This is a genomic window from Acrocarpospora catenulata (assembly GCF_018476525.1).
Taxonomy (GTDB): Bacteria; Actinomycetota; Actinomycetes; order Streptosporangiales; family Streptosporangiaceae; genus Acrocarpospora; species Acrocarpospora catenulata.
The window spans coordinates 1-23,537 of record NZ_JAHCST010000053.1 but is presented as its reverse complement, the minus strand read 5'-3'; the positions used below and the strand labels follow the sequence as shown (position 1 = coordinate 23,537).

General features: G+C 69.3%; 24 protein-coding genes. 15 read left to right on the top strand and 9 right to left on the bottom strand.

Annotated features, from left to right (window positions below; translation table 11 throughout):
- The first annotated feature begins 78 nt into the window (after positions 1-78).
- From KIP79_RS35545 to KIP79_RS50260, 7 genes are all read left to right on the top strand, one after another.
- The gene (locus KIP79_RS35545; RefSeq protein WP_214109368.1) at positions 79-1,725 is read left to right on the top strand and encodes an AMP-binding protein; all 1,647 of its coding nucleotides are present in this window, start codon (positions 79-81) and stop codon (positions 1,723-1,725) included.
- A complete protein-coding gene (locus tag KIP79_RS35540; protein ID WP_214109367.1) occupies positions 1,713-2,462 on the top strand; it encodes an SDR family NAD(P)-dependent oxidoreductase in 750 nt (249 codons plus the stop codon). The genes KIP79_RS35545 and KIP79_RS35540 overlap by 13 nt, the downstream gene beginning before the upstream one ends.
- Before the next feature lie 43 nt (positions 2,463-2,505).
- Positions 2,506-3,618 carry an acyl-CoA dehydrogenase family protein gene (locus tag KIP79_RS35535; protein ID WP_214109366.1) on the top strand — a complete coding sequence of 371 codons (1,113 nt, stop codon included), beginning with the start codon at positions 2,506-2,508 and terminating at the stop codon, positions 3,616-3,618.
- 17 nt (positions 3,619-3,635) lie between these two features.
- A complete protein-coding gene (locus KIP79_RS35530; RefSeq protein ID WP_214109365.1) occupies positions 3,636-5,204 on the top strand; it encodes a class I adenylate-forming enzyme family protein in 1,569 nt (522 codons plus the stop codon).
- Between the two features lie 18 nt (positions 5,205-5,222).
- The gene (locus KIP79_RS35525) at positions 5,223-5,678 is read left to right on the top strand and encodes a MaoC family dehydratase (RefSeq protein ID WP_214109364.1); all 456 of its coding nucleotides are present in this window, start codon (positions 5,223-5,225) and stop codon (positions 5,676-5,678) included.
- Between the two features lie 166 nt (positions 5,679-5,844).
- Positions 5,845-6,303, top strand: coding sequence for a TetR family transcriptional regulator (locus KIP79_RS35520; RefSeq protein WP_214109363.1), 459 nt, complete (start codon positions 5,845-5,847; stop codon positions 6,301-6,303).
- A complete protein-coding gene (locus KIP79_RS50260) occupies positions 6,216-6,437 on the top strand; it encodes a TetR-type transcription factor C-terminal domain-containing protein (RefSeq protein ID WP_372453738.1) in 222 nt (73 codons plus the stop codon). Before KIP79_RS35520 ends, KIP79_RS50260 begins: the two co-directional genes overlap by 88 nt.
- Positions 6,438-6,886: 449 nt before the next feature.
- Here the strand turns inward: KIP79_RS50260 and KIP79_RS47740 are convergent, their stop codons facing one another.
- The gene (locus KIP79_RS47740) at positions 6,887-7,105 is read right to left on the bottom strand and encodes a hypothetical protein (RefSeq protein WP_250214375.1); all 219 of its coding nucleotides are present in this window, start codon (positions 7,103-7,105) and stop codon (positions 6,887-6,889) included.
- 161 nt (positions 7,106-7,266) lie between these two features.
- Between KIP79_RS47740 and KIP79_RS35500 the strand changes: the two genes are divergently transcribed.
- From KIP79_RS35500 to KIP79_RS35480, 5 genes are all read left to right on the top strand, one after another.
- Positions 7,267-8,202 (top strand): DUF4158 domain-containing protein, encoded by a 936-nt coding sequence (locus KIP79_RS35500; protein ID WP_250214369.1) that lies wholly within the window; start codon positions 7,267-7,269, stop codon positions 8,200-8,202.
- Positions 8,088-9,893, top strand: coding sequence for a Tn3 family transposase (locus KIP79_RS49800; protein WP_214109359.1), 1,806 nt, complete (start codon positions 8,088-8,090; stop codon positions 9,891-9,893). The genes KIP79_RS35500 and KIP79_RS49800 overlap by 115 nt, the downstream gene beginning before the upstream one ends.
- Positions 9,894-9,984: 91 nt before the next feature.
- Complete coding sequence (locus tag KIP79_RS35490) at positions 9,985-10,851, top strand: tyrosine-type recombinase/integrase (RefSeq protein WP_214109358.1); 867 nt, start codon at positions 9,985-9,987, stop codon at positions 10,849-10,851.
- Complete coding sequence (locus KIP79_RS35485; RefSeq protein WP_214109357.1) at positions 10,851-12,299, top strand: tyrosine-type recombinase/integrase; 1,449 nt, start codon at positions 10,851-10,853, stop codon at positions 12,297-12,299. Before KIP79_RS35490 ends, KIP79_RS35485 begins: the two co-directional genes overlap by 1 nt.
- 74 nt (positions 12,300-12,373) lie before the next feature.
- Positions 12,374-12,592, top strand: a complete 219-nt coding sequence (locus KIP79_RS35480; protein ID WP_214109356.1) for a hypothetical protein — start codon at positions 12,374-12,376, stop codon at positions 12,590-12,592.
- 56 nt (positions 12,593-12,648) lie between these two features.
- Here KIP79_RS35480 and KIP79_RS35475 read toward each other — a convergent pair whose 3' ends face one another.
- Together KIP79_RS35475 and KIP79_RS35470 are read right to left on the bottom strand one after the other, a co-directional pair.
- On the bottom strand, positions 12,649-12,990 hold the full coding sequence (locus KIP79_RS35475; protein ID WP_214109355.1) for a TraR/DksA family transcriptional regulator: 342 nt from the start codon (positions 12,988-12,990) through the stop codon (positions 12,649-12,651).
- 193 nt (positions 12,991-13,183) lie between these two features.
- A complete protein-coding gene (locus tag KIP79_RS35470) occupies positions 13,184-13,552 on the bottom strand; it encodes a hypothetical protein (protein WP_214109354.1) in 369 nt (122 codons plus the stop codon).
- A 113-nt stretch (positions 13,553-13,665) separates the two neighbouring features.
- Here KIP79_RS35470 and KIP79_RS35465 point away from each other — a divergent pair, with 113 nt between their 5' ends.
- Both KIP79_RS35465 and secD read left to right on the top strand, forming a co-directional pair.
- Positions 13,666-14,004 (top strand): hypothetical protein, encoded by a 339-nt coding sequence (locus tag KIP79_RS35465; RefSeq protein ID WP_214109353.1) that lies wholly within the window; start codon positions 13,666-13,668, stop codon positions 14,002-14,004.
- Positions 14,005-14,041: 37 nt separating this feature from the next.
- Positions 14,042-16,288: a protein translocase subunit SecD gene (gene secD / locus KIP79_RS35460; RefSeq protein ID WP_214109352.1), complete on the top strand. Its 2,247-nt coding sequence runs from the start codon at positions 14,042-14,044 to the stop codon at positions 16,286-16,288.
- 27 nt (positions 16,289-16,315) lie between these two features.
- Here secD and KIP79_RS35455 read toward each other — a convergent pair whose 3' ends face one another.
- The 3 genes from KIP79_RS35455 to KIP79_RS35445 are packed head-to-tail and all read right to left on the bottom strand — an operon-like array spanning position 16,316 to position 19,312.
- On the bottom strand, positions 16,316-17,083 hold the full coding sequence (locus KIP79_RS35455) for an SDR family NAD(P)-dependent oxidoreductase (RefSeq protein ID WP_308170056.1): 768 nt from the start codon (positions 17,081-17,083) through the stop codon (positions 16,316-16,318).
- 13 nt (positions 17,084-17,096) lie between these two features.
- Positions 17,097-18,122 (bottom strand): phosphotransferase family protein, encoded by a 1,026-nt coding sequence (locus KIP79_RS35450; protein ID WP_214109351.1) that lies wholly within the window; start codon positions 18,120-18,122, stop codon positions 17,097-17,099.
- The gene (locus KIP79_RS35445) at positions 18,119-19,312 is read right to left on the bottom strand and encodes an acyl-CoA dehydrogenase family protein (RefSeq protein ID WP_214109350.1); all 1,194 of its coding nucleotides are present in this window, start codon (positions 19,310-19,312) and stop codon (positions 18,119-18,121) included. The genes KIP79_RS35450 and KIP79_RS35445 overlap by 4 nt, the downstream gene beginning before the upstream one ends.
- Positions 19,313-19,447: 135 nt before the next feature.
- On the opposite strand from KIP79_RS35445, the gene KIP79_RS35440 reads away from it, so the two are divergent.
- Positions 19,448-20,044 carry a TetR/AcrR family transcriptional regulator gene (locus tag KIP79_RS35440; RefSeq protein WP_214109349.1) on the top strand — a complete coding sequence of 199 codons (597 nt, stop codon included), beginning with the start codon at positions 19,448-19,450 and terminating at the stop codon, positions 20,042-20,044.
- Between the two features lie 46 nt (positions 20,045-20,090).
- On the opposite strand, the gene KIP79_RS35435 is transcribed toward KIP79_RS35440, so the two are convergent.
- The 3 genes from KIP79_RS35435 to KIP79_RS35425 are packed head-to-tail and all read right to left on the bottom strand — an operon-like array spanning position 20,091 to position 23,328.
- Positions 20,091-21,098 carry a sugar phosphate isomerase/epimerase family protein gene (locus tag KIP79_RS35435; protein WP_214109348.1) on the bottom strand — a complete coding sequence of 336 codons (1,008 nt, stop codon included), beginning with the start codon at positions 21,096-21,098 and terminating at the stop codon, positions 20,091-20,093.
- Positions 21,095-22,267 carry a Gfo/Idh/MocA family protein gene (locus KIP79_RS35430; protein ID WP_308170055.1) on the bottom strand — a complete coding sequence of 391 codons (1,173 nt, stop codon included), beginning with the start codon at positions 22,265-22,267 and terminating at the stop codon, positions 21,095-21,097. The genes KIP79_RS35435 and KIP79_RS35430 overlap by 4 nt, the downstream gene beginning before the upstream one ends.
- Positions 22,264-23,328 (bottom strand): substrate-binding domain-containing protein, encoded by a 1,065-nt coding sequence (locus tag KIP79_RS35425; protein ID WP_214109347.1) that lies wholly within the window; start codon positions 23,326-23,328, stop codon positions 22,264-22,266. The genes KIP79_RS35430 and KIP79_RS35425 overlap by 4 nt, the downstream gene beginning before the upstream one ends.
- Between the last annotated feature and the right edge of the window lie 209 nt (positions 23,329-23,537).

Genomic DNA, 23,537 nt, shown 5'->3' with positions numbered 1-23,537 from the left:
CCGAGGGCCTTGCCAGGGCGAATGAACATTTGCCATGATTATTGTAGTCATAAATTTGGATTGAGATGAGGTGCGGTCGTGCCGGTTCCCCCACTCACCCCGGCGATGATCGAAGCGAACTACGCGTCGGGTGTCTGGCAACCTCGGCCGCTGCACGCGGTGATTGACGAGGTGGCCGAGCGCCGGCCGGACGCGCCCGCCGTCGCCGACCAGCACGAGCGCCTCAGCTACCGCGACCTCGTACGGCGAAGCCACATGCTGGCCGCCTGGCTGCTCGGCCTCGGGCTCGAACCAGGGGACGCGGTCGCGGTACAAGCGCCGAACCGCATCGCCCTGGCCCTCACCCACCTCGCCTGCGACCGGGCGGACCTGCTGTACGTGCCGCTGTCGAACTCCTGGCGGACAACCGAGTTGGCCCACCTCCTGTCGGTCTCCAGGACGCGGGTCCTCATCGTGCCCCAGGCCGACCGGAGGGCCGACTTCCTGGCCATGGCGCACGAACTGCGACCGCGGCTCCCCGCGCTGAAGCACGTCGGCACGCTCGACGGGCCGGCTCCGGGCGCGGACTTCGACTTCGACACCGTGTCAAGCCGGGGGTCGGCCCGCGTCGACGTGCCCCGCGACCCGAACGCCCCCCGCTACGTGATGGTCACGTCGGGCACCACCGACCTGCCGCGCGCGTCGTTATGGTCGGACAACAACCTGTGGTGCTTCATGCGGATGTTCATCGGCTCGACCGAGCTGACCGACAATGATGTCGCGGTGGGGCTCTGCCCCGCGAACACGGGTGCCACGGGCTACGTGTACGCCGTGCTCGCGCCGCTGCTCGTCGGCGCGTCGTCGGTGCTGCTGGAGGAATGGTCGCCGGTGAACGCCCTCGACCTGATCGAGCGCGAACGGGCGACCACCGTGACGGCCGTGCCGACGCAGGTCCTCAAGATGCTGCAGGAGGATTCGCTCGGCAAGCGTGACTTCTCCGCGCTGCGCGTCTTCACCAACGCCGGCGCGGCCCTGCCTCCGCACGCGGCCCGCGCGTTGGAGGAGGCGTTCGGGTGCGTCAGCCAGGTCTGCTACGGCGCGACCGACGGCGGCGTGCCGGCGATGACGCACATCCGCGACAGCCCGGAGAAGCGGTACACGACGGTCGGGCGGGTCAGCGACATCGGCCGCGTGAAGCTCGTCGACACCCTGGGGAACGAGGTGCCCAAGGGCCAGCCGGGCGAGCTGTGGTGGTCGAGCCCCACCAAGAGCTTCGGCTACCTCAACGAGCCCGACAGGGACGCCGCGGCCTTCACCGGCGACGGCTGGTACCGGTCGGGTGACCTCGCGCGCGTCGACGCCGACGGGTACCTCGGCATCGTCGGCCGCGCCAAGGACCTGATCATCCGGGGCGGCCAGAACATCAGTCCGCAGGAGCTGGAGAACCTGCTCGCCCAGCATCCGTCCGTGGGCGAGGTGTCGGTCATCGGAGTTCCTGACGCCATCTACGGCGAGCGCACGTGCGCCTGCGTGGTCCCCTCACCCGGGCGCGAGCCGACCCTCGCCGAGATCGTCGCCTTCCTCGCCGAGCGCGACGTCGCCAAGTTCAAGCTGCCCGAACGGCTCGAGTTCTTCACCGAGCTGCCAAGGAGCGCCGGCGGAAAGACCAGCAAAGTCGAGCTCCGGGCCGCGGTCGCGCAGCGCGACGCCGCCATCCGAGGAAAGGAACGCACATGGACGGAATGACCCTTGAGGGCCGCGTCGCGGTGGTCACGGGCGGAGCCGGTGGCCTGGGCCGCGGCATCGTGAAGGATCTGGCCGCGATGGGCGCCACCGTGGTGGTCTGCGACATCAACGAGACCGGCGCCAAGGAGGTCGCGTCATCGGTCGCGGGAGGCCGCCCCTACACCGTCGACCTGGCCGACCCAGGGAGCATCGACGCGCTGACCGCCCGGATCCTGGCCGACCTGGGCCGGGTGGACGTCCTGGTCAACAACGCCGGTTGGGACAAGGTGGGGCCGTTCCTCCAGAGCGACCCCGGCCTCTGGGACCGGATCATCGCGATCAACCTGCGGGCCCCGATCCAGCTCACGTACGCGTTCCTGCCCGGGATGCAGGAGAGCGGCTGGGGCCGGGCGGTCTTCGTGTCGTCGGACGCGGCCCGCGTCGGATCCACCGGCGAGGCGGTGTACGCCTCCTGCAAGGCCGGGCTCATCGGCTTCGCCAAGACCATCGCCAGGGAGTCCGCCCGCAGCGGCGTGACCAGCAACGTGGTGTGTCCCGGCCCGTCCGACACCCCGCTGCTCGCGGAGGTGGCGGCCGGCTCCCCGAAGCTGGTGGAGGCGCTCAAGCGCAGTATCCCGGTCGGCCGGCTCGGAGCCCCTCGTGACGTGGCGGGAGCGGTGGCATTCCTCGCCTCGGAACGGGCCGAGTACATCACCGGCCAGACCCTGTCCGTCAGCGGCGGGCTAACAATGGTCTGATCAGGTCAATGTTACATATAGTAGAGCAAGATTGAGGATCCGGATGAGCAAGCCGACGGTCGAGGAATTCACGAAGTTCTTCCTCGACGAATACGAACCAGCCTCCCAGCCGATCGAGGACGAGGACGCGATCCCGGCCGATCTGCTCAAACGGGCCGCCCACGCGGGCGCCTACCGGTTGACCATCCCCGAGGAGCACGGCGGCTACGGGCTGTCCGTGACCGACTACCTCCCCTACCTGGAAGGCGCCGCACGTGGCCATGGCTCCGGGCGCATGCTGGTCCACCTCACCAACGGGGTCTGGCGGCCTTTGGCGCGGTTCGGCAACCAGGACCAGCGCGCCCTCATCCCGAAGATGGCCTCGGGGGCCGCCGTCGTCGCGTTCTGCCTCACGGAACAGTCCGGCGGAACAGGCAGGAACCTCCAGTCCCGGGCGCTGCGCGCCGGCGCCGGCTGGCGCATCTCCGGTGAGAAACACCTGATCACGTTCGCCGACCGAGCGGACCACTTCATTCTCGTCGTCGCGACGGACGACCGGCAGGCCAAGGACTCGCTGACCGCCTTCCTCGTCCCCCGCGAGACGGACGGCTTCGAAATCGACGCCACCCAGCACACCATGGGCCTGCACGGAACCGGGCACGCCTGGCTGCGGTACTCCGGCATGTACGTCGAGGACCGGTTCCGGCTCGGCGAGATCGGCCAAGGGCTTGAGGTGGCACTGAGCTTCCTCGACTACAGCCGGGTGTCGTTGTCGAACTGCATGGTGGGGCTCGCCCAGCGCGCGCTGGACGAGGCCACCTCCTTCGCGAGGAAGCGGGTGACCTTCGGTAAGCCGATCGCCGAACGCCAGGCGATCCAGACCCACCTCGCGGACATGTACGCCGACGTCGAGGCGGGGCGCGGGCTGGTGCTCAAGGCCGCCCGGCAGTGCGACGCGGGGGAGAACTTCACAGCGGCCGCGGCGACGGCCAAGCTCTTCTGCCTCAACATGGTCGGCCGCGTGACGGACCTGTCCCTGCGCGTGCACGGCGGCTTCGGCTACACCAAGCAGGCCGCCATCGAGCGGATCTACCGAGACGCCCGCGGCTTCTGGTTCGAGGAGGGGACCGCGGAGATCCAGAGCCTGGTGGTCGCCCGCCACGTCCTGGACGCCTGACCCGCCCGGGAGAGACTGTGTCCCTACTTGTTCACCAGCCGTGGCGCGACGCCGCCCGCTGGCACCGGTCAGGCCTGTGGCGGCAGGTCACGTTACCCGGCCTCCTGAACGGGGCGGCGCGAGAACGGCCCGGCGGGACGGCGTACATCGAGGGGGACGCCGTCACGACCTGGGGCAACCTGCGGAGCGCGGCGGCATCGATGGCACACGACCTGCTCACGGCGGGTTGTGCGCGCTCCGACGTCGTGGTGGTGGTGCTTCCCGACGGACCGGAGCTGATCGCCGTCATGACGGCGGCACAGGCCATCGGCGCCGTCGCGGCACCGTTGCCACACAGTACGGGGGCCGCCGAGATCGCGGCGATCGCAGGGCGAACCTCCGCCCGGGTGGTGGTCGCCGACAGGTCCCTCCCGCTGCCGATCCCTATCCTCCAACCCGGTCCCCTACGACACTGGCTCGGCGGCGACAACCTCCCGCTGCCCCCCGCCGGTCACGTGCCGGACGCGGATGCCGTGGCGGACCTGATGTTCACCTCGGGCACCACGGGCCGCCCGAAGGGCGTGATGAACTCGGCCAACACCAAGTTCACCGCACTTCGCGGCTTCCTCTCGTCGTATGAGCTGACCCGTCATGACGTGTGGGGAGTCATCGCGCCCATGTGCCACAACGCGGGCTGGCTCTACACCGCCCTCCCCGCGATCGCCACCGGCGCGGCACTGGTCAGGGTCGGGCGCGGCGACCCGGAGCGGATGCTCGACCTTCTCGAGCGGCACCGTGTCACCATCACCTTTCTCGTTCCCACCCACCTGTCGGACCTCGTCCTGACCTACCGGCGCCACCCGGGCAGGTGGAAGCTCTCCCTGCGGAACGTGATCACGGGAGCGGCGCCGAACCGGGCGGAGGTCATGCGGGCCGCCATCGAGGACTGGGGCATCACCCCGATCAGCATGTACGGGATGACCGAGTGCCAGGGGAACCTGTTCACGAGGTCCGAGGACCCGACGGAGGTGATCACCTCGACGGTCGGCAGACCTTGTCCCGGATCGGAGGTCGCCCTCCGTGACCCGGAAACCGGCGAGATCATCAAGCAGGACGGCCGTACGGGGGAACTCGTCACACGAGGGCCGACCACCTTCCTCGGCTACTACGACGATCAGGCGGCGACGACCGCGGCCTTCACCGACGACGGTTGGTTCCTCAGCGGTGACCTCGGGCAGTGGACGAAAGGATCGATGCGGATCGTCGGCCGGGTCAAGGAGGTCATCCTCAGAGGGGGACACACCCTTTCACCCGATGCGATCGAACTCGCGTTCGCCGACTGTGAAGGTATCGGTGAAGTGGTCGCCCTGGGTCTTCCGGACGACCGTCTCGGGGAGCGTGTCTGTCTCGGGGTCACCGGAACCGTGCCGGACCGTGTGGCCCTGCGTGCCCACCTCGCCCGCAAGGGTCTGGGACCGCACTTGCTCCCAGACGAGGTTCGCCCGATTCCCGAGCTGCCACGGACGGTGCTCGGGAAGCCCAAACGAGCGCAGGTCCGATCCCTGTTCACGCAGCCACGGTCGTCGCCCCCCGCATCGTTGACCTGATCCGCGACCGAAGGAGTCATGTTGCACATCTTCAACACCATCGAGGAAATCCAGGACGCGGTCGGCGTGGAACTCGGCGTCACCGAGTGGCTGGAGATCGACCAGGCCCGGGTCGACGCCTTCGCCGACGTGACGGGAGACCACCAGTGGATCCACGTTGACACGCACCGGGCCAAGAACAGTCCGTATGGAGGCACGATCGCGCACGGATACCTCACCTTGTCTCTCATCCCCTACTTCTCGAACCAGTTGATGTCCCTGCGCACCTCCGGCCCGCGACTGAACTATGGGGTAAACAAGGTTCGCTTCCCGAACCCGGTGAAGGTCGGGTCCAAGCTACGGGGACGAGCGACGATCATCGGGCTGCCCCAGATCCACACGGGACACCAGCTGACGGTCAGGTACACGCTGGAGATCGAGGGGAAGAGCAAGCCGGCCTGCGTAGCGGAGACGGTTGTTCTGCTGCTTACCTGAGCCGCGAAACCCGTTGCTTTGGCGAGCATCACGCCTGTGCCGTGGACCCACGCGGCAAACCTCACGAACATCGATAGATCGATAGGGTGTGGGACGATTTGGCTACGCAGTCTCAGTCGACACGAAGCAGGTGTCCCGGCGAAGCAAGCGGTCCGAGATCTTGCGCGTGGCCACGCAGAACTTCGGCAGGGACGGGTACGACGACTCGAAGTGGGTAGACATCGCGAGCACCGTTGGCGTCGGGGCCACCGCCTTGTACCACTATTTCGAATCGAAGTTGCACTGCCTCTACGTGATCATGGCCGACGCAATCGAGGCTTCTCTTCATGAGTTCGAATCAGCAATCGCGGGAGCCGCGGATTATCCAAGCGCCCTCCTATCGGGTCTTCGATCCGGGTTCGACCATGACGACTTCGCTGTTCTCCGCCTCCGCGTTCTGGTCTCGAAGCAAGGATTGGCCGGAGTGCCTCGCCAGTCCCCACGCGAAGAGGAAGCTCGGCAGCTCGCGCGTGAACGAGCCCGGGACCTCGAGTTCGCGTGGGCCACGTTCCTGGTCCGGGGTTGGAGCAGGGCCACCTACCTCAGGCTGACTCACGCCTGCTCACCCATGCGATCCTGGGCCTGAACACCAGCGTTTGGCACTGGTACCGGCCCGGAGGCCCGACTTCCCTCACAACCATCTCCGATTTCTTCGTACGCCGACAGCTGGCGATCCTCGGACTCACAGCGTCTCAGACCGACCAGATGATGACGAACTGACAGCAGGCCCTTTCCGAGACACACCCCCGCCGGGGCACTCCGCTCAGCACCGCCGCCGTCGAACGGCTCGTCACCAAGCACGCCACCGCCGCCGTCTCGCCGCATTTCTAGTCGAACTCACCAGCGCGGACGCCGCGGACGAAGGAAAGCCACTCCTCTTCGGTGAAGACGAGAACGGCACCGGCCAGGTTCTTGATCTCACGGGCTGGAGCCCACCCGATCCAGATAACGGGCCAAAGTTCCTTCGCCGCGGGATGAAGGGCGGGAAGGGCATCCGTAACCACCGTCGGCAGCGCCAGTCGTAGCTCGGCACTGCCGTCTTGGGCCTATACGGAAATCACGATCAATGGTCTCTACGGCCGGTACTTCGCCGTCTGCGTCAACAGCAGCAAGGCCGGGAGGGGAGAGATCAGGAACTCCTAGGCTGGTGGAATGGCCTGTGGGGTTTGTCAGGAGATTCGCTCGACCAGGACGGCGACGCCGAGTCCTGCCGCGCCGGAGACGGAGGCGATGCCGTAGCGGCCGCCGGTGTGTTCGAGGATGTCGACGACCTGGCCGAGCAGGATCGCGCCGGTGGCGCCGAAAGCGTGTCCCATGGCGATGGTGCCGCCCCAGGGGTTCAGGCGGTCCGTGCCCGCGCCGAGGTCGCGGCGGAAGCGGAGGCACAGGGCCGCGAAGGCTTCGGCGAACTCGAAGACGTCGATGTCGGACTGGCCGCAGGCCGGCTTTCGCGAGGACGCCTTCTAGGGGTGCCGGTAAGAACGCTGTCACACGCCCCAAACCGGGATGATCTTGTTTTTGTGACCTGGCTCGTTGATGCTGAGCCGTCATGGCGCGTGCCCCGATGGACATCGATGAACTGGTCGAGCACTGGACGATCCTGGACGAGGAACGTGATCTGATCGCCGGGAAACGCGGTGCCACCCGCCTCACCTTCGTGATCTTGCTCAAGTTCTACACCCGGTACGGCCGGTTCCCGCGCGGCCGCGGCGAGCTGTCAGACGAAGCCGTCGAGCACGTCGCCAAGCAGGTCAACGTGGCGGCCTCGGAACTGGCCTCCTACGAGTGGTCCGGATCGACGATCGAATACCACCGCAGCCAGATCCGCGCCCACCTCGGTTTCCGCACATGCACGGCCGCCGATGCCGACAAGCTCGGGATGTGGCTGGCCGAGAACGTGGCGCACGCCGAGCGGCGGCCCGACCGGGTCCGGGAGGAGCTGATGAAGCATCTGCGGCGGGAGCGGCTGGAGCCGCCCACTCCGGGCCGGATCTCCCGGATCGTGGCCTCGGCGCTGCGCCAGACGGAGTCGACCTGGTCGGTGCGGATCATCTCCCGGCTTCCGGTGGAGACCACCCGGCGGATCTGCGCCCTGGCGGGCATCACCGAGGTGGACCAGCGGATTCAGGCGCGGGCGGCCGGCGCGGCCCCGCAGCCCTCGGCTGGCGGCGGTCACTCTGTCGTGGCTGGGGAGGATGAGGAGGAGGCCGGCCTGCTGGCGTTCATCAAGGCGGCGCCGGGCAATGTGAGCCTGGAGTCGATGATGACCGAGATCCGCAAGCTGGAGGCGGTGCGGGCGGTCGGGCTGCCGGCGGGCCTGTTCGCCGACGTGGCGCCCAAGGTGCTGGCGGGCTGCGGGCGCGGGCGGCGGTGGAGGCGCCCTCGCATCTGCGCACCCACCCACCCGAACTCGCGGTCCTGCTGCTGGCGGCGCTGCTGCACGAGCGGCAGTGGGAGATCACCGACGCGCTGGTGGAGCTGCTGATCGCCACGGTGCACCGGATCAAGGCCCGGACCGACAGCAAGGTGACCAAGGAGCTGGTCAACGCGTTCAAGCGGGTGAGCGGCAAGGAGGACATCCTGTTCCATCTCGCCGACGCGGCGCTGGAGCGGCCGGAGGGCCCGGTGCGGGAGGTGATCTTCCCGGCGGTCCGGGGCGGTGAGCGGACGCTGCGGGAGCTGGTGCACGAGTTCAAGACCAAGGGGCCCATCTACCGCACGATGGTGCAGACCACGCTGCGCGCCTCCTACACCAACCACTACCGCCGGGGCCTGATCGCGTTGCTGGAGACGCTGGAGTTCCGCTGCGGCAACACCGCCTTCCAGCCGGTTATCCGTGCGCTGGAGCTGATCCGCCGCCACGCCAAAGCGGGAAACACCTCCTACTATCCGCTGGCGGAGAGCGTGCCGGAGCATCGCGGCACGGCCGGGGGGTGGGAGGGCCTGGTCTTCCGCAACGACAAGCGCGGCCAGCGGCGGGCGGTGCGGATGGTGTATGAGATCGTCACCTTCCAGGCGCTGCGGGACGCGCTGCGGTGCAAGGAGATCTGGGTGGTGGGCGCGCACTCCTTCCGCGACCCGGAGGAGGATCTGCCCGCCGATTTCTCCGCGCGCCGCCTGGAGCACTATGCGGAGCTGCGCAAGCCGCTGGACCCGGCCGCCTTCATCGGCGAGCTGAAGGCGGAGATGCGGCGGGAGCTGGAGGCGCTGGAGCGGGTGCTGCCCCGGCTGGCCTGGGTGCAGATCGCCGAGCGCGCCTCAGGGGCGATCAAGCTGACCAAACTGGAGGCGGCGCCGGAGCCGCGTAATCTGCGTGCGATCAAGGCGGAGGTGAGCCGGCGGTGGGGCGCGGTTCCGCTGATCGACATGCTCAAGGAGGCGGTGCTGCGCACCGGCTGCCTGGACGCGGTCACCTCGGTGGCCGGCAGCTCCAGCCTGGCGCCGCGGGTGCTGGCCGAGCGGCTGATGCTGGCCATCTATGCCTACGGCACCAACGCCGGGATCCGGGCGGTGGCCTCCGGCGGCGGCCACACCCACAGCGAGGACGAGATCCGCTACGTGCGGCGCCGGTATCTGACCCCGCAGATCGCCCGGCAGATCGCGGTGGCCATCGCCGACACGACCTTCGCCGCCCGGGATGCGGGACTGTGGGGGCAGGCCATGACCACGCTGGCCTCCGACTCCACGCACGTGCGCGCCTTCGATGAGAACATCTTCACCGAATGGCATTCGCGCTACGGCGGCCGCGGCATCCTCATCTACTGGCACGTGGAGCGCGGCTCGATGGTGGTGCACTCCCAGACGCTGCGCGCCTCGGCTTCGGAGGTGCACGCCATGGTCGAGGGCGCCATCCGGCATGGCGCCACGATGACCGTGGAGGGCAACTACGTCGACTCCCACGGCCTTGTTGTTACATGGACACCTATTGTCCCACTCGCCCCGCTGGCACCAGGATACGTCCGGTTGAGCGGGGATCGAGTGGGCCTGTTGGGGAGGTGTCTGTGCTGGTACGGCAGCACGGCGAGGACGGCTCACGGCAGGTCGACCTGCTCGACGATGTCGGCGAGCCGATCGAGGTCGTCTCGGGGTTCCTGCGGTTCCTGGCGGCCCGGGACTGCTCGCCCAACACGCTGGTCTCTTACGCCTACGCCATCTGTGGCGGTTCTTCGCTCGTGACGGCCTGACCTGGCGGGAGTTCGCGCCTCGGCACTCGATCGCGCTGCTGGAATACCTGCGATCGGTGCCGTCGCGCAGGCCTCGCCAGCGGATGATGCTGACGGTTGTGGTCGATGCCGACGGCCCGGCGACGAGGCTGGCGCCCAGCACCGTAAACCGGATTCTCGCCGCGGTCACCTCCTTCTACGAATACGTGATCCTGGCCGGGTTGTTCGACCGGCTGAACCCGATCGAGAAGCGGCCGGACCCGGCCCTGCAGCGGGTGCCCGAGCGTCACCGACCGTTCATGGGCCGGGCAAGCCTGCAACGGCCGGTCCGTCGCGCGGTGCGGGTCAAGACGGTGCAGCGGGTGCCGCGGCCGCTGAGCAAGGCCCAGGTGGCGGCGCTGCTGGAGCAGCTTCGCAGCCTGCGAGACCGAGCGATCGTGCTGTTGATGCTGCAGGGCGGGCTGCGACCCGGTGAGGTCCTCGGCCTGCACTTGGAGGACCTCGCCTACGGCCGCCGACGCGTGGTCGTACGTCACCGTGACGACCATCCCAAGGGCGCACGCTCCAAGTCCCGCTATGAGCGGGTCGTCGACCTGCACGAACCCGAGACGCTGGCCACGCTCAGCGCCTACGTGATGCAGGAGCGCCCCGCCGACACCGACAGCCCCCTGGTGTTCCTGATCGGTGGACGCGGCGGGCGGCGGCTGGAGGCGCTGAGCTACGACGGGCTGGTGAAGATGTTCACCCGCGCCACGACGCGGGCCGGGATCCGGGAACCGTGGGTGACCCCGCACGCCTGCCGGCACACGCACGCCACCGCCATGTGGGAGGGCGGTATGCGGGAGCTGACCTTGCAGAAGAGACTCGGACACGCCTCTCCCGAGTCCACCCGCATCTACACCCGAGTGTCCGATCCGGCCGTGGTCACCGACTACCACAGGGCGCTCGGCCATGAGAGCGGGCAGGCCTGATGGCCGGGCGTGTCTCCGCCGCTGCTCTCGCCGCCACCTCGCTCGCCTCGGCGGGCAGGCCCCGGCGACGGCACTGTCCCGAAGCCGAGTACCTCGGCTTCGTTCGCGGACAGGACATCCACCCCAGCTACCGCAACGACAAGATCCGCTACTACCGGACGTTCAAGGCTGCCTGGCCGAAGATGAGCGGCTGGTTCGCCGCCCCGCTCCCGGAACGGGTGGGCCGCCTCCCGGGTGAGACGAAGAAGACCCTGTCCCACCCGATCTCGTTCCAGGCCCGCCCCTACCTGCTGTTCCTGGGACTGCGCGGCTACGTGACCTTCGACTACGCGTGGATGTTCGGTGCCGGGCAGATCCGGGTCGACGACGCCGCCGTCGAGATGGGCAGCGACCTGGGTGCCGGCGAACTGATCGAGGAGGCCACCGGGCTCGGCTACAGCCGCAGTTCAGCGCGGCAGGCGATGCGGTGGACGGTTGGACGGATCGCGCTGCACACCGGCATCCAGCACGCCAGCGAGATCACCGAAGACCACATCACCGAAGCATTGGAGGCCGTACGGCTGTTTAGCGAACGCGACGACCTGCACGTGTTCTATCCCTCGGCGGAGAACTACCGCGACAACGCCGCCAAGCAGTGGATCACTCACCTGCATCAGTTGCAGGTGGTGCTGTTCCACCGCGGCCAGATCGCCACCCAGCCACGCAAGCTCATGCCGTCCTGGAAGCCGCCGCTGGTGCTGCCTCCCCGGATGCAGGCAGTGGCCGATAAATGGCTGGCCGCCCGTCGGCTGACCGACGCGCCCATCACCGTGGAGAAGCTGGAACTCGCGCTTCGCAAGTTCGGCGAGTGGCTCGCCCAACACCACCCCAACGTCGTCTCCTATGCCGATGTCACCCGCGACCACTGCCTGGCCTGGTCGGAGTCGCTCGCCGAGACCCCGGCCGAGAAGACGGGACAGCCGCTGGGGTCGGTCACCCGTCACCAGCGGATCTCTGCCCTATCGCTGATGTTCCGCGACGCCGCCGCCTGGGAGTACGACGACATTCCCGGCTACGCGCCGATCACCCCTCGCGACACACCCCGTCTGCCGCAGCGGATTCCCCGCTTCATCCCCGACCGCGAACTTGACCTGGTGATGCCGGTCATCAACCAGATCACCTGCCCGTTCCAGCGCGCTGCCCTGCTGATCGCCCGCTGGTCCGGAGCCCGCCGCGACGAGATCCGGCACCTACCGCTCGGCTGCCTGGACCACTATCCCGACGGGACCCCACGGCTGCGACTGCCCGGCCGTAAAACCTACACCGAACGCGTCGTCCCGCTCCACCAGGACGCCGCCGACGCACTCCAGACCGTCATGGGGGGCTTTGGAAGTTTCAGGCGGCGGGCTGCCTGTAGTCCGGACCGCTCCAGGTCACGTCCCCTGTGGGCGCACGGCCGGTGGACGTGAGCTGGATTCGGATTGCCCGCGCGGCGATGCTCGCAGAGGAAACCCCGGCACGTCGTCCGCTCGCAGGAGGATGGATGCGCAAGGTTGGAAAGCTGGTCGCCGCGGGAGCTTTGGCCGGCGGACTGGTGATGGGCGTGGGCGTGGCGCCCGCGCAGGCTGACACTCTTCGAAACGTCTACTACTCCTCGTACGACTGCTACCGGTACGGCGACTACGGCGTCCAGAACGGGCTCTGGGTCTGGTATCACTGCGAGTACCAGTACAACCTCTGGTTCCTCTGGAGCGTCCCGTAACGATTCCCGGGACAGGTGGTGGCAGCGGCATCGCGCTGCCACCACCTGTCGGCTTGTCAGGCGGCTTCGTACCGGCGCTGGCAGTTGATGCAGAAGCGGGCCAGCGGCCGGATCTTGAGGCGTTCGAACGGAATGCCGGTCGCGCAGTGGCCGCAGCGGCCGTAGGTGCCTACGTTGATCCGGGTCAGCGCCTGGGTGAGTTCGGCGATGGCGCGATCGGCGGCGCTGAGGGAGACGAGCAGTTCCTGGTAGGTGTCCTCGCCTCCGTTGCTCTCCTCCGCCTCGGCCTGGAGGCCGATCAGGTGGCGGGTGCGCCGGTCCAGCTGCTCCTGGAGGTCCTCACGCAGCGACTGGAGCTGCACGGTGCTGAGGTGAGACGTTCCGTCGGTGGTGGTCATGCTGAAGATCCCTCTCTACTGACGATGGGAAGCCCAAAAGACGGCTCGATGGCCGGGTAGCTGTCTCGGTGAGGCGTGCGCGTGGGCAGCACGGCAGCGCTGGTCGCGGAACCAGCTGGTGGACGTCAAAGGACCGGGTCCGCGCGACTTGCGACGGGTACCCGGTGGAGACAGCGAATCGAAGAGGTGCCGGCTAGAGCAGCGGCGGGCTGCGTGACCCTACGTCGCGATGCGCGGGCTGCTGGGGATCGCGGATCCGCTCGGCGTTCGTGCCGGGCGAGGGCAGCAGCGGGAGGTGGGCCTGGCTGTGCCGCTCCCCGCGCAGGGGCGGCCAGAGCGACAGCACATGGTGCTCACGGCCGCTCGCGGTCTGCGGCGGCAGGCTGGACAGCTGCGCGTCCCCCGGGCCGATGCTCCACGTCGTGGCGGCACCCGGGCCAGGCCACCGGGTGACGCCACCGCTGTAGGCGGCGACCGTCAGCAGCAACGACAGCAGGACCAGACCCATCACGCCGGAGAGCGCGACAGGCCCTCCCGCGGATCGGCGTAGTCCCCTCGTCATAAGGCCGACCATAACCCAGGCATCCGGAAAAGACATGTTTCCGCCGCTCGGTGCGTATGTCACCGGGCTGGGGTACGGTGGCCGCCAATACCCGCCAAGGGGGAGGAGGGGAGATGCGCGGCAGACTGCCCGCCGTTGTGCTCCTCCTGCTGGCGGTTTTCACGCTCACCGACATCCAGCACGACGCCCACCGGCCGGCCGTCCAGATGCACGCGGTCGGCTCAGTCGGCTCGGGAGACTCCGCCGTCCACCAGGTGGACGAGGTCCTGCCCCGGCTGCACCCCAGCTCGGGCGCGCCCACCCTGGCCGGAGGGCAGGCCGTCCTGCCGCCCGCCTGGGCGCCCGACGGCACGCCACGGCCGATCACCATCGCGACCACGCCCGCCCCGGCCGCGCCACGGCCGGACCACGGGGCGGCCGGCGCCCGTGCGCCACCCTCCACAACGCGCTGACATCCCCTTTTTCTTCTGACAGCCTGTGGAGGCTTCCATGTCACGTGCGCCCATGTGGCGCGCGGTGGTGGCGTGCGCTGTCGTCGCCACCGCATCGCTTGTCACTCTCACCATGTCGCCACGCCTGGGCCTGGACCTGCGCGGCGGCACCCAACTGGTCTTCGAGACCCGCGACTCGCCGACGGTCAAGGCCGACGCCGAGTCGGCCGACCGGGCGCTGGACGTGCTGCGGCGGCGGGCCGACGCGCTCGGCGTGGTCGACCCGGTCCTGGTCCGCTCCGGCGAGCGCCGGATCATCGTCGAACTGCCCGGCGTCCTCGACCCGCGCCAGGCCGCCGAGGTCATCGGCAAGACCGCGCAACTCAGCATTCACCCCGTGCTCGGCCAGGCCGACACCGCGGGCCAGGACGGGCAGGTCCTGGCGGACGAGTCGGGCGTGCCGCTCCGGCTCGCCCCTGCCGCGATCACCGGCGACGGGGTGACCGACGCCGGCGCGCGTACCGATCCCCAGCAGGGACCGGGCTGGTTCGTCACCGTCGACTTCCGCGACGCCAGGACCTGGCAGGAACTGACCGGCGCGGCCGCCTGCGAGAGTCCCGGGGATCCCCGGCGGCGTACCGCGATCGTGCTCGACAACGAGATCATCTCCTCGCCCCAGGTGCACACCAGCGTGGGGTGCGGCGTGGGCATACCCGGAGGATCAACCCAGATCACCGGCTCCTTCACCGCCAAGGAGGCGCAGGACCTGGCCATGCTCATCAAGGGGGGCGCGCTGCCCGTGCCGCTCAGCCTGATCGAGCAGCGCACGGTCGGCCCCACGCTGGGCGCGGAGGCCATCGAGGCCAGCGCCAAGGCCGGCATCGTCGGCGTGCTGCTCACCGCGCTGTTCATCGGCGTGGTCTACCGGCTGTCGGGGGTGCTCGCGGTCGTCGCGCTCGCCGCCTACGGGCTCATCTCGTACGCGGCGCTGGTGGCGCTGGGCGCGACGCTCACGCTGCCGGGGCTGGCCGGGTTCGTGCTGGCCATCGGCATGGCGGTGGACGCCAACGTGCTGGTGTTCGAGCGGGCCAGGGAGGAGTACGCCAGATCCTCGCGGCACGGGCTGCGCGCCGCGCTGGACCGGGGGTTCAAGAACGCCTGGAGCGCCATCGCCGACTCCAACATCACCACACTCCTGGCCGCCGCGCTGCTGTTCTGGCTGGCCTCGGGACCGGTACGCGGGTTCGGCGTGACCCTGGCCATCGGCGTGCTGGCGTCGCTGATCTCGGCGATGGTCATCACCCGCGTCCTCACCCACCTGCTGATCGAACGGGCGGGCCCCCGGCTCTCCGGGATCGGCACGGGAAGCCGGGTCCGCGCCTGGGTGACCCGGCGGAACCCGCGCCTGATGGCCCGGGGCAGGCTCTGGCTGGCCGTCGCCGCCACCGTGGTGGCCGCCGCGGTCGCGGGGCTGGCCGTCCACGGCCTGAACTTCGGCGTCGAGTTCACCGGCGGCCGGGTCGTCGAGTTCACCGCCGCGCAACCGGTGACCGCCGAAGCGGCCCGGCAGGCGGTCGGCCAGGCGGGACATCCGGGGGCGCAGGTGCACGTCACCGGCGACCTGATCTCCGTACGGGCCGGTCAGATCAGCTCCGACGAGGTGGTGGCGATCGAGAAGGCGCTCGACGCCGGCCTCGGCGAGGTGAGTAAGCAGCGCGACGAGCTGATCGGGCCCAGCCTGAGCGACGAGCTGCGCCGCAACGCGCTGATCGCGCTCGGCGTGGCGCTGGCCGCCCAGCTCGGCTATCTGGCGTTCAGGTTCCGGTGGACGTTCGGCACGGCCGCGGTGCTCGCCCTCGTCGTGGACACGGCCGCCGTCCTGGGCGCCTTCGCCTGGCTGGGCAAGCCCGTGGACGGGGTCTTCCTGGCCGCGATGCTCACCGTCATCGGCTATTCGATCAACGACAAGGTGGTGGTGTTCGACCGGGTACGCGAACTCTGGCAGGCACGGCGCGACGCCGCCTTCCCTGACATCGTCAACAGCGCGATCCTGCAGACCATCCCGCGCACGGTCAACACCGGCCTCGGCGCGCTGTTCATCCTGATCGCCCTGGCCGCCTTCGGCGGCGACACGCTCCGCGACTTCGCCGTCGCGCTCATCATCGGCATCGTCGCGGGCACGGCGTCCTCCGCACTGGTGGCGGGCCCGCTGGCGATCGAACTGGAACAGCACAACAAACAACCACCGCCCCACCCGCCCGCGCCACGGGCCCGGCGCAGAGAGGGGACGGGAGCGGTGGTGTAGCCGCGGTTCCCGGCCGACGGCGGCATGTCAGTGGCCCGACATGCCGCCGTCGACGGCGAGGGTGGCGCCGGTGATGTAGGAAGAGGCGGGGCTGGCGAGGAAAACCACCGCGGCGTCCAGTTCGTGTTGCAGGCCGAGCCTGCCCATCGGACTGGTCTGCTGGACGAACGTCATGAGCTGGTCTTCGGGGATGGTGGCGGTCATCTCGCTGGCGAAGTAGCCCGGCGCGATGGCGTTCACCCGGATTCCCCGGCGCCCCGACCACTGCTGCGCGAGGTCGCGGGTCAGCCCGATGAGGCCCGCCTTGCTGGCGGCGTAGGCGGCCTGGGGCGCGTAGGACATGATGAGGCCCAGCACGCTGGCGATGTTGACGATGCTGGAGCCTGGCTCCATCAGTCGGCCGCACGCCTGGGCCGCCCAGTAGGCGCCGTTGAGGTTGACGTCGATGACGCGGCGGAACTCCTCGGGGCGTTCCCTGACGGCCGGGACCGCGGTGCCGATCCCGGCGTTGTTGACCAGGACGTCGATCCGGCCGAACTCCGCCACCGCGGCCCGGGCCAGCTCGTCGCACTGCTCGGGGTCCTGTACGTCGGTGGCGACCGTGAGCACGCCACGGCCGAGGCCGCGCACCGATTCCGCGACCTCGCCCAGCTGGTCGGTGCGGCGGGCGGCGAGCACCACATCGGCACCGGCCTGGGCCAGCGCCGCGGCGAACCCGGCGCCCAGCCCCGAACTCGCCCCGGTGACGACGGCGACCTTGCCGTCCAATCGGAAGAGATCCAGCACGTTGGTCACAATGTCCTCCAGTTCATCCGGACGTGCGCAGCGCGCGCAGGCCCTCGGCGGCGAGCGGCGCGACGGCCGCGCCGACGGTGTCGAATCCGGTCCCGCGAGTCAGACCTTGCCGGAAGCGGGCGTGGATACCCTCGGCGATGACGGTGATCTTGAAGTAGCCGAGGGCGAGGTAGAAGGGCAGGTTGCCGAGGTCGCCGCCGGTGCGCTCGGCGTAGCGCTGGGCGAGGTCCGCCGTGGCCGGGAGCCGCGGGCTGGTGGAGGCCGCGTAGCCGGCCAGGACGGGGGCGAAGGCCGGGTTGGCGTAGACCAGGTGCAGGCCGAGATCGGCCAGCGGATCACCCAGGGTGGACATCTCCCAGTCCACGATGGCCCGTACGGTCGCCGGGTCCGCGGGGTCGAGGATGGCGTTGTCGATGCGGTAGTCCCCGTGCACGATCGAGGCGCCGCTCTCGGGCGGGCACACCTCGGCGAGGTGCGCGTGCAACCGGTCGATGTCGTCGAGCTGACGCGTCCGCACGCGTTCCCACTGGTCTTTCCAGAGTCGTACCTGCCGGGCCAGGTACCCCTCCGGCCGCCCGAAACCGTCGAGCCCCACGGCGCCGGGATCGATCGAGTGCAGGCGGGCCAGCACGTCGACGAGGGCGAACCCGCAACCGGTGATCTCCGCGTCGGGCAGGGCATGGAGCTGTTCGAGGGTACGGATCACCGTGCCGTCGACGTACTCGACCACGGAGAACGGCACGCCGAGCACGTCGTCCTGGCCGAAGGCGACCGCGCGGGCCACCGGCACACCGCTGTCGCCGAGCGCGGACACGACCCGGTACTCCCGGTACATGTCGTGGGCGGACGGGGTCAGCAGCCCCAGCGGGGGACGGCGCAGGATCCACCGGGTGTTCCCGTCGGAGAGCAGGTAGGTCAGATTGGACCGCCCGCCCTGGACGAGTTCGGCGGTGAGCCCGCCCCGGAATCCCGGCACGTGCTCGTGGCAGAACCGTTCGAGCGCAGGCAGGTCGAGCCCACTTACCGCGTCGGCGCTCATCGGGCCGCACCCGAATCGTGGCGGCGCAGGACGCGGCGGGCGATGGCCCAGCGGTGCGTTTCGGACGGGCCGTCGTAGATGCGGAAAGGCCGGACCTCGCGCAGGAACCGGCTGAGCAGGATGTCCCCGGAGATGCCGAGCGATCCGCAGATCTGCAGCGAGCGGTCGACCACCCGCCAGATGGCCTCGGCGCAGAAGGTCTTGGCGATCGCGGTGGCCTGGGCGGCGCCGCGGCCCTGGTCGAGTTCCCAGCACGCCTGGAGGATGAGCCCGCGGGAGGCGGCGATGTCGATCTCGTTGTCGGCGATCATCTGCTGGACCATGCCGAGTTCGCCGAGCCGCGAGCCGAACAGCCGCCGCTCCGCGGCACGTTCGACCGCGATGTCCTGGGCGCGGCGGGCGATGCCCAGCCAGCGCATGCAGTGCGTCATCCGGGCGGGCCCGAGCCGGACCTGGGCGTAGCGGAAACCCTGGTCCACCTCGCCGAGGATCGCGTCCTCGCCGACCACGCAGTTGTCGAAGAGCAGCTCGACATGGCCGCCGTAGAGGCTCTCGTCCAGCGTGTCGATGTGCCGGATCAGCTGCATGCCCGGGTTGCCGGCGTCCACCAGGAACATCGTCGCGCCGCCGCCGTCGCCGGGTTCGCCCGAGGTCCTGGCCATGCAGATCGCGAATCCCGCGCCGTCCGCGCCGGTGATGAACCATTTGCGGCCGTCGATGCGCCAGCCCCCCGGAACCCGTTCCGCCCGGGTGGTCAGCATGGCCGGATCGGAGCCGGCGCCGGGGGCGGGCTCGGTCATCGCGAAGCACGACCGGGTCGCGCCGCTCGCCAGCGGCCGGAGGTAGCGTTCCTTCTGCTCGGCGGTGGCGATCGCCTCCAGCATGTGCATGTTGCCCTCGTCGGGCGCCGCGATGTTCAGCGCCAGCGGGCCAAGGAGCGAGTAGCCCGCCTCCTCGAACACGGTGGCGCGACCGCGCATGTCCAGTCCGAGGCCGCCGTACTCGGTCGCCACGTGGGGGGCGAAGACGCCGGCGTCCTTCGCCGCCTGCTGCAGCCGCGTCCTGACCTCCTCGGCGGGAACGACCCCCCGGTGCTCTTCCTCGACCGGAATCACCACCTCCCTGACGAACGCCGCTGTGCGCCGCGCGAGCTCCGCGGTCGCGCTGTCCGGGGCGAGATCAATCGGCATTGCGCGCTCCTTGGCTAATGACCATTAGCCAAAGACGATAGATGGAAGGCGTCCCCACAAGCAATGTCGTGCACTACCATGACGCCAACAGGTAAATGGCTACCGCCCATTAGCTGTCCGGATCAGAGGAGGGGCATGAGCCGTTCCCCCTCGTCGAGGCGGGAGGACATTCGCGCCGCGGCGCTTGAGCTGTTCGCCCGGAGTGGGTACGAGGCGACCACGATGGCCGACATCGGGGCCGCGGTCGGCATGCGCGGTCCCAGCCTGTACAAGCACTTCGCGTCCAAGCAGGAACTACTAGCGGAGATCATGACCGGCACCATGACCGATCTGGTCGCGCTGCACCGGGGGGCCGTCGCGACGACGACCGACCCCGCCGAGCGCCTGCGCCGGGCCGCCGAGGCGCACGTGCGCTACCACGCGCGGCATCGCCTGGAGGCGTTCGTCGGCAATCGCGAGATCCGCAGTCTCGTCCAGCCGCACCGCGAGCGGGTGCTGGCCCTGCGCGCCGAGTACGAGGCCGGCTTCCGCGATCTGGTAAAGGCCGGCATCACCGCGGGCCGCTTCCACGTGGCCTCGCCCCGCCTGGCCTCCTACGCCATCCTCGACCTCGGCATGGGGGTGTCCGCCTGGTTCCGGGACGACGGCGAATCGACGGAGGACGGGGTGGTCTGGCAGTACGGCGAGTTCGCGCTCAGAATCGCCGGCGCCGACGGGATCGCCGGCTACTGACAGCGGCGGCCGCCGAGGTGGCGACCGCCGCGTGGCAGGTGCTGGATCAGTCGGAGGAGAAGGCGGCGTCGAAGGCGGCCGTGGGTGGGGTGATGCGGTTGAGGCGGGTGATGTAGCCGAGTGCTTCGGGGGCGCCTTCGAGGCGGTCCATGCCGGCGTCTTCCCATTCGATGGAGATGGGGCCGTCGTAGCCGATGGCGTTGAGGGCGCGGAAGCAGTCTTCCCAGGGGACGTCGCCGTGGCCGGTGGAGACGAAGTCCCAGCCGCGGCGCAGGTCGGCCCAGGGCAGGTGGGAGGACAGGCGGCCGCGGCGGCCGTCGGGGCGGCGGACGGTGGCGTCCTTGCAGTCGACGTGGTAGATGCGGTCGGCGAAGTCCAGGATGAAGTTGGCGGGGTCCAGGCCTTGCCAGACCATGTGGGAGGGGTCCCAGTTCAGGCCGAAGGAGGCGCGGTGGCCGATGGCCTCCAGCGTTTTCACGGTGGTGTAGTAGTCGTAGGCGATCTCGCTGGGGTGTACCTCGTGGGCGAAGCGCACGCCGGCTTCTTCGAACACGTCCAGGATGGGGTGCCAGCGGTCGGCGAAGTCCTGGTACCCGGCCTCGATCATGGAAGCGGGGGCGGGCGGGAACATCGCGACGGTGTGCCAGATGGAGGAGCCGGTGAAGCCGACTACGGTGGAGACGCCGAGTTTGGCCGCCGCGCGCGCGGTGTCCTTGATCTCCTCGGCGGCCCGCTGCCGGACGCCTTCGGGTTCGCCGTCGCCCCAGATGCGGGCGGGGAGGATGCCTTTGTGGCGTTCGTCGATGGGGTTGTCGCAGACGGCCTGGCCGACCAGGTGGTTGGAGATGGTCCACACCTTCAGGTTGTGCTTCTCCAGGGTCTCCAGTTTGCGGGGGACGTAGGAGTCGTCGGCGAGGGCTTTGTCGACCTCGAAATGGTCACCCCAGCAGGCGATTTCCAGGCCGTCGTAGCCCCATTCGGAAGCGAGCCGGCACACCTCCTCGAAGGGCAGATCGGCCCACTGGCCGGTGAACAGAGTGATCGGTCGCGTCATGAACCCTCCACAGTCGTGAAGCGGCTGTTGTCAGCCGCGCTCTGCTCGACCGCGGCCAGCACCCGCTGCACCCGCAGGCCGTCGTCGAAAGACGGCTCGGGGGCGGTGCCGGCGGCGATCGCCTCGATGAAGTCCTTCACCTCGTGCGTGAAGCTGTGCTCGTAGCCGAGCCCGTGGCCGGGCGGCCACCAGGCGCCGGCGTAGGGGTGCGCGCCCTCGGTGACCAGCACCCGCCGGAACCCGGCCTCCGCGCTGTCGAGGGTGTGGTCGTGGAACCACAGCTCGTTCAGCGACTCGAAGTCGAAGGCCAGGCTGCCCAGCGAGCCGTTGACCTCGATGCGCAGCGCGTTCTTCCGTCCGCTCGCGAAGCGGGTGGCCTCGAAGGAGGCCAGGCCGCCGCCGCTCATCCTGCCGATGAACAGCGCGGCGTCGTCCACGGTGACGGTGCCCCTGCCGGCACCGCCACCGGCGGAGAGCCCGGCCGAGCTCTCCGCCAGGGGCCGCTCCTTGATGAAGGTCTCGGTCAGCGCCGACACCCCGACCAACCGCTCACCGGTGATGAACTGGGCGGTGTCGATGATGTGCGCGCCGATGTCGCCCAGCGCGCCGGACCCGGCCTTGTCCTTCTGCAGGCGCCAGACCAGCGGGAACTCCGGATCGACGATCCAGTCCTGCAGGTACTGCGCCCGTACGTGCCGGACCTCGCCGATCCTGCCCTCGGCGACCCACTGGCGGGCCAGTGCGACGGCCGGCACGCGACGGTAGTTGAAGGCCACCATCGCCCGCACGCCCCGCTCGGCGGCGGCACGGGCGGCAGTGGCCATGGCTTCGGCCTCTTCCACCGTGTTGGCCAGGGGCTTCTCACAGATGACGTGCTTGCCCGCCGCCAGCGCCGCGATGGCGATCTCCGCGTGACTGTCACCCGGCGTGCAGAGGTCGATGATCTGCACGTCGGAGCGGTCCAGGAGACGCCGCCAGTCGGTTTCCGCGTGGGCCCAGCCGAGCTTCTCCGCGGCCTGCGCGGTCGCCTCGGGGGAGCGGCCGGCCACCGCGACCATCGCGGGTCTGAGCGGCAGGTCGAAGAACGCGTCCACGCTCCGCCAGGCCTGGGAGTGGGCCCGGCCCATGAACGCGTAGCCGACCATGCCGACGCCGACGACAGGCCTCACGACTCGAAGCCCAGCGGCAGGTACTGGTCCACGTTCTCCTTGGTGATGGTCTCCGAGGCCAGCGTGATCGACTGCGGCACCTGCTTCTCCAGCAGATCGCTCATCCCCTTGCCCTGCGCGATCAGCCGGGCCAGCTTGATCGCCGAGGAGGCCATCGTCGGGCTGTAGGTGACCGTCGCCTCCAGCACATTGGAACCGGCCTGGATGTCACGCATCGCGTTGGCCGAGCCCGCGCCGCCGACCATGAAGAACTCGTTGCGGCCGGCCTCCTTGATGGCGGCCAGCACACCGATGCCCTGGTCGTCGTCGTGGTTCCAGATCGCGTCGATCTTCTTGTGCGCCTGCAGCAGGTTGCTGGCCACCTCGGTGCCGGACTCCACGGTGAACTGGGCGTCCTGCTTGGCGGTCACACTGAACCCGTAGGACTTCAGCGCGTCCTCGAAGCCCTTGCTGCGGTCCTGGGTCAGCGGCAGCGTGGCGATGCCCTGGATCTCCAGGATGACCGGGTTGCTGACACCCTTGTCCTTCAGCTTCTTGCCGATGTAGTGGCCGGCGGCCACGCCCATGCCGTAGTTGTCGCCGCCGATCCAGGTCCGGTAGGACAGCTTGTCGGGGAAGATGCGGTCCAGGTTGACCACCGGGATGCCGGCGTCGCTGGCCTGGCGGGCCACCTGGTTGAGCTGCTGGCCGTCGTTGGGCAGCATCACGATGACGTTGACCTTCTGCTGGATCAGCGACTCGACCGCGGAGATCTGCTGGTTGATGTCGTTGGTCGGCTCGACCGGCTTGAACTCCACATCGCTGTACTGCTTGGCGGCGGCCTCGGCGTTCTTGGCGATGGCCGCGATCCAGCCGTGGTCGGCGGCGGGAGCGGAGAAGCCGATCACGACCTTCTCGCCCGGCGCGTCGTTACCACCGGTGGCGGCCGCGGCCGGAGCCGCACTGGGGGCCGTGCTCGCGGCGGGAGCCGGCTCGTTGCTCGTGCAGGCGGTCACCAGGGCGCCCGCACCGACGACGGCGCCGCTGACCAGGAAGCCGCGCCGACCGATGTTCTTGTTCATATGGTTCTCCCTTGGATACAAATCGCGGAGTTCGTCTCCGCGGCCCTAGGTGGCGGTTTGCAGGCTGCGCCGCTGCAGGAGCACGGCGGCGACGATGATCAGGCCCTTGGCGATCAGCTGGTCGCTGGTGTTCAGGCCGTTCAGGATGAACAGGTTGGTGATCACCGTGAAGATCAGCAGGCCCAGGATGGAGCCGATGATCGTGCCGC

Excerpts from the sequence above, each read along its gene's own strand:
- KIP79_RS35475 (WP_214109355.1), bottom strand. The coding sequence starts at position 12,990 with ATGACCACCACCGACGGAACGTCTCACCTCAGCACCGTGCAGCTCCAG.
- KIP79_RS35450 (WP_214109351.1), bottom strand. The coding sequence starts at position 18,122 with ATGAGCGCCGACGCGGTAAGTGGGCTCGACCTGCCTGCGCTCGAACGG.
- KIP79_RS35425 (WP_214109347.1), bottom strand. The coding sequence starts at position 23,328 with ATGAACAAGAACATCGGTCGGCGCGGCTTCCTGGTCAGCGGCGCCGTC.
- KIP79_RS35435 (WP_214109348.1), bottom strand. The coding sequence starts at position 21,098 with ATGACGCGACCGATCACTCTGTTCACCGGCCAGTGGGCCGATCTGCCC.
- KIP79_RS35470 (WP_214109354.1), bottom strand. The coding sequence starts at position 13,552 with ATGACGAGGGGACTACGCCGATCCGCGGGAGGGCCTGTCGCGCTCTCC.
- KIP79_RS35485 (WP_214109357.1), top strand. The coding sequence starts at position 10,851 with ATGGCCGGGCGTGTCTCCGCCGCTGCTCTCGCCGCCACCTCGCTCGCC.
- KIP79_RS35500 (WP_250214369.1), top strand. The coding sequence starts at position 7,267 with ATGGCGCGTGCCCCGATGGACATCGATGAACTGGTCGAGCACTGGACG.
- KIP79_RS35445 (WP_214109350.1), bottom strand. The coding sequence starts at position 19,312 with ATGCCGATTGATCTCGCCCCGGACAGCGCGACCGCGGAGCTCGCGCGG.
- KIP79_RS35490 (WP_214109358.1), top strand. The coding sequence starts at position 9,985 with ATGATGCTGACGGTTGTGGTCGATGCCGACGGCCCGGCGACGAGGCTG.
- KIP79_RS35525 (WP_214109364.1), top strand. The coding sequence starts at position 5,223 with ATGTTGCACATCTTCAACACCATCGAGGAAATCCAGGACGCGGTCGGC.
- KIP79_RS35465 (WP_214109353.1), top strand. The coding sequence starts at position 13,666 with ATGCGCGGCAGACTGCCCGCCGTTGTGCTCCTCCTGCTGGCGGTTTTC.
- secD (WP_214109352.1), top strand. The coding sequence starts at position 14,042 with ATGTCACGTGCGCCCATGTGGCGCGCGGTGGTGGCGTGCGCTGTCGTC.
- KIP79_RS35540 (WP_214109367.1), top strand. The coding sequence starts at position 1,713 with ATGGACGGAATGACCCTTGAGGGCCGCGTCGCGGTGGTCACGGGCGGA.
- KIP79_RS35440 (WP_214109349.1), top strand. The coding sequence starts at position 19,448 with ATGAGCCGTTCCCCCTCGTCGAGGCGGGAGGACATTCGCGCCGCGGCG.
- KIP79_RS35535 (WP_214109366.1), top strand. The coding sequence starts at position 2,506 with ATGAGCAAGCCGACGGTCGAGGAATTCACGAAGTTCTTCCTCGACGAA.
- KIP79_RS35480 (WP_214109356.1), top strand. The coding sequence starts at position 12,374 with ATGCGCAAGGTTGGAAAGCTGGTCGCCGCGGGAGCTTTGGCCGGCGGA.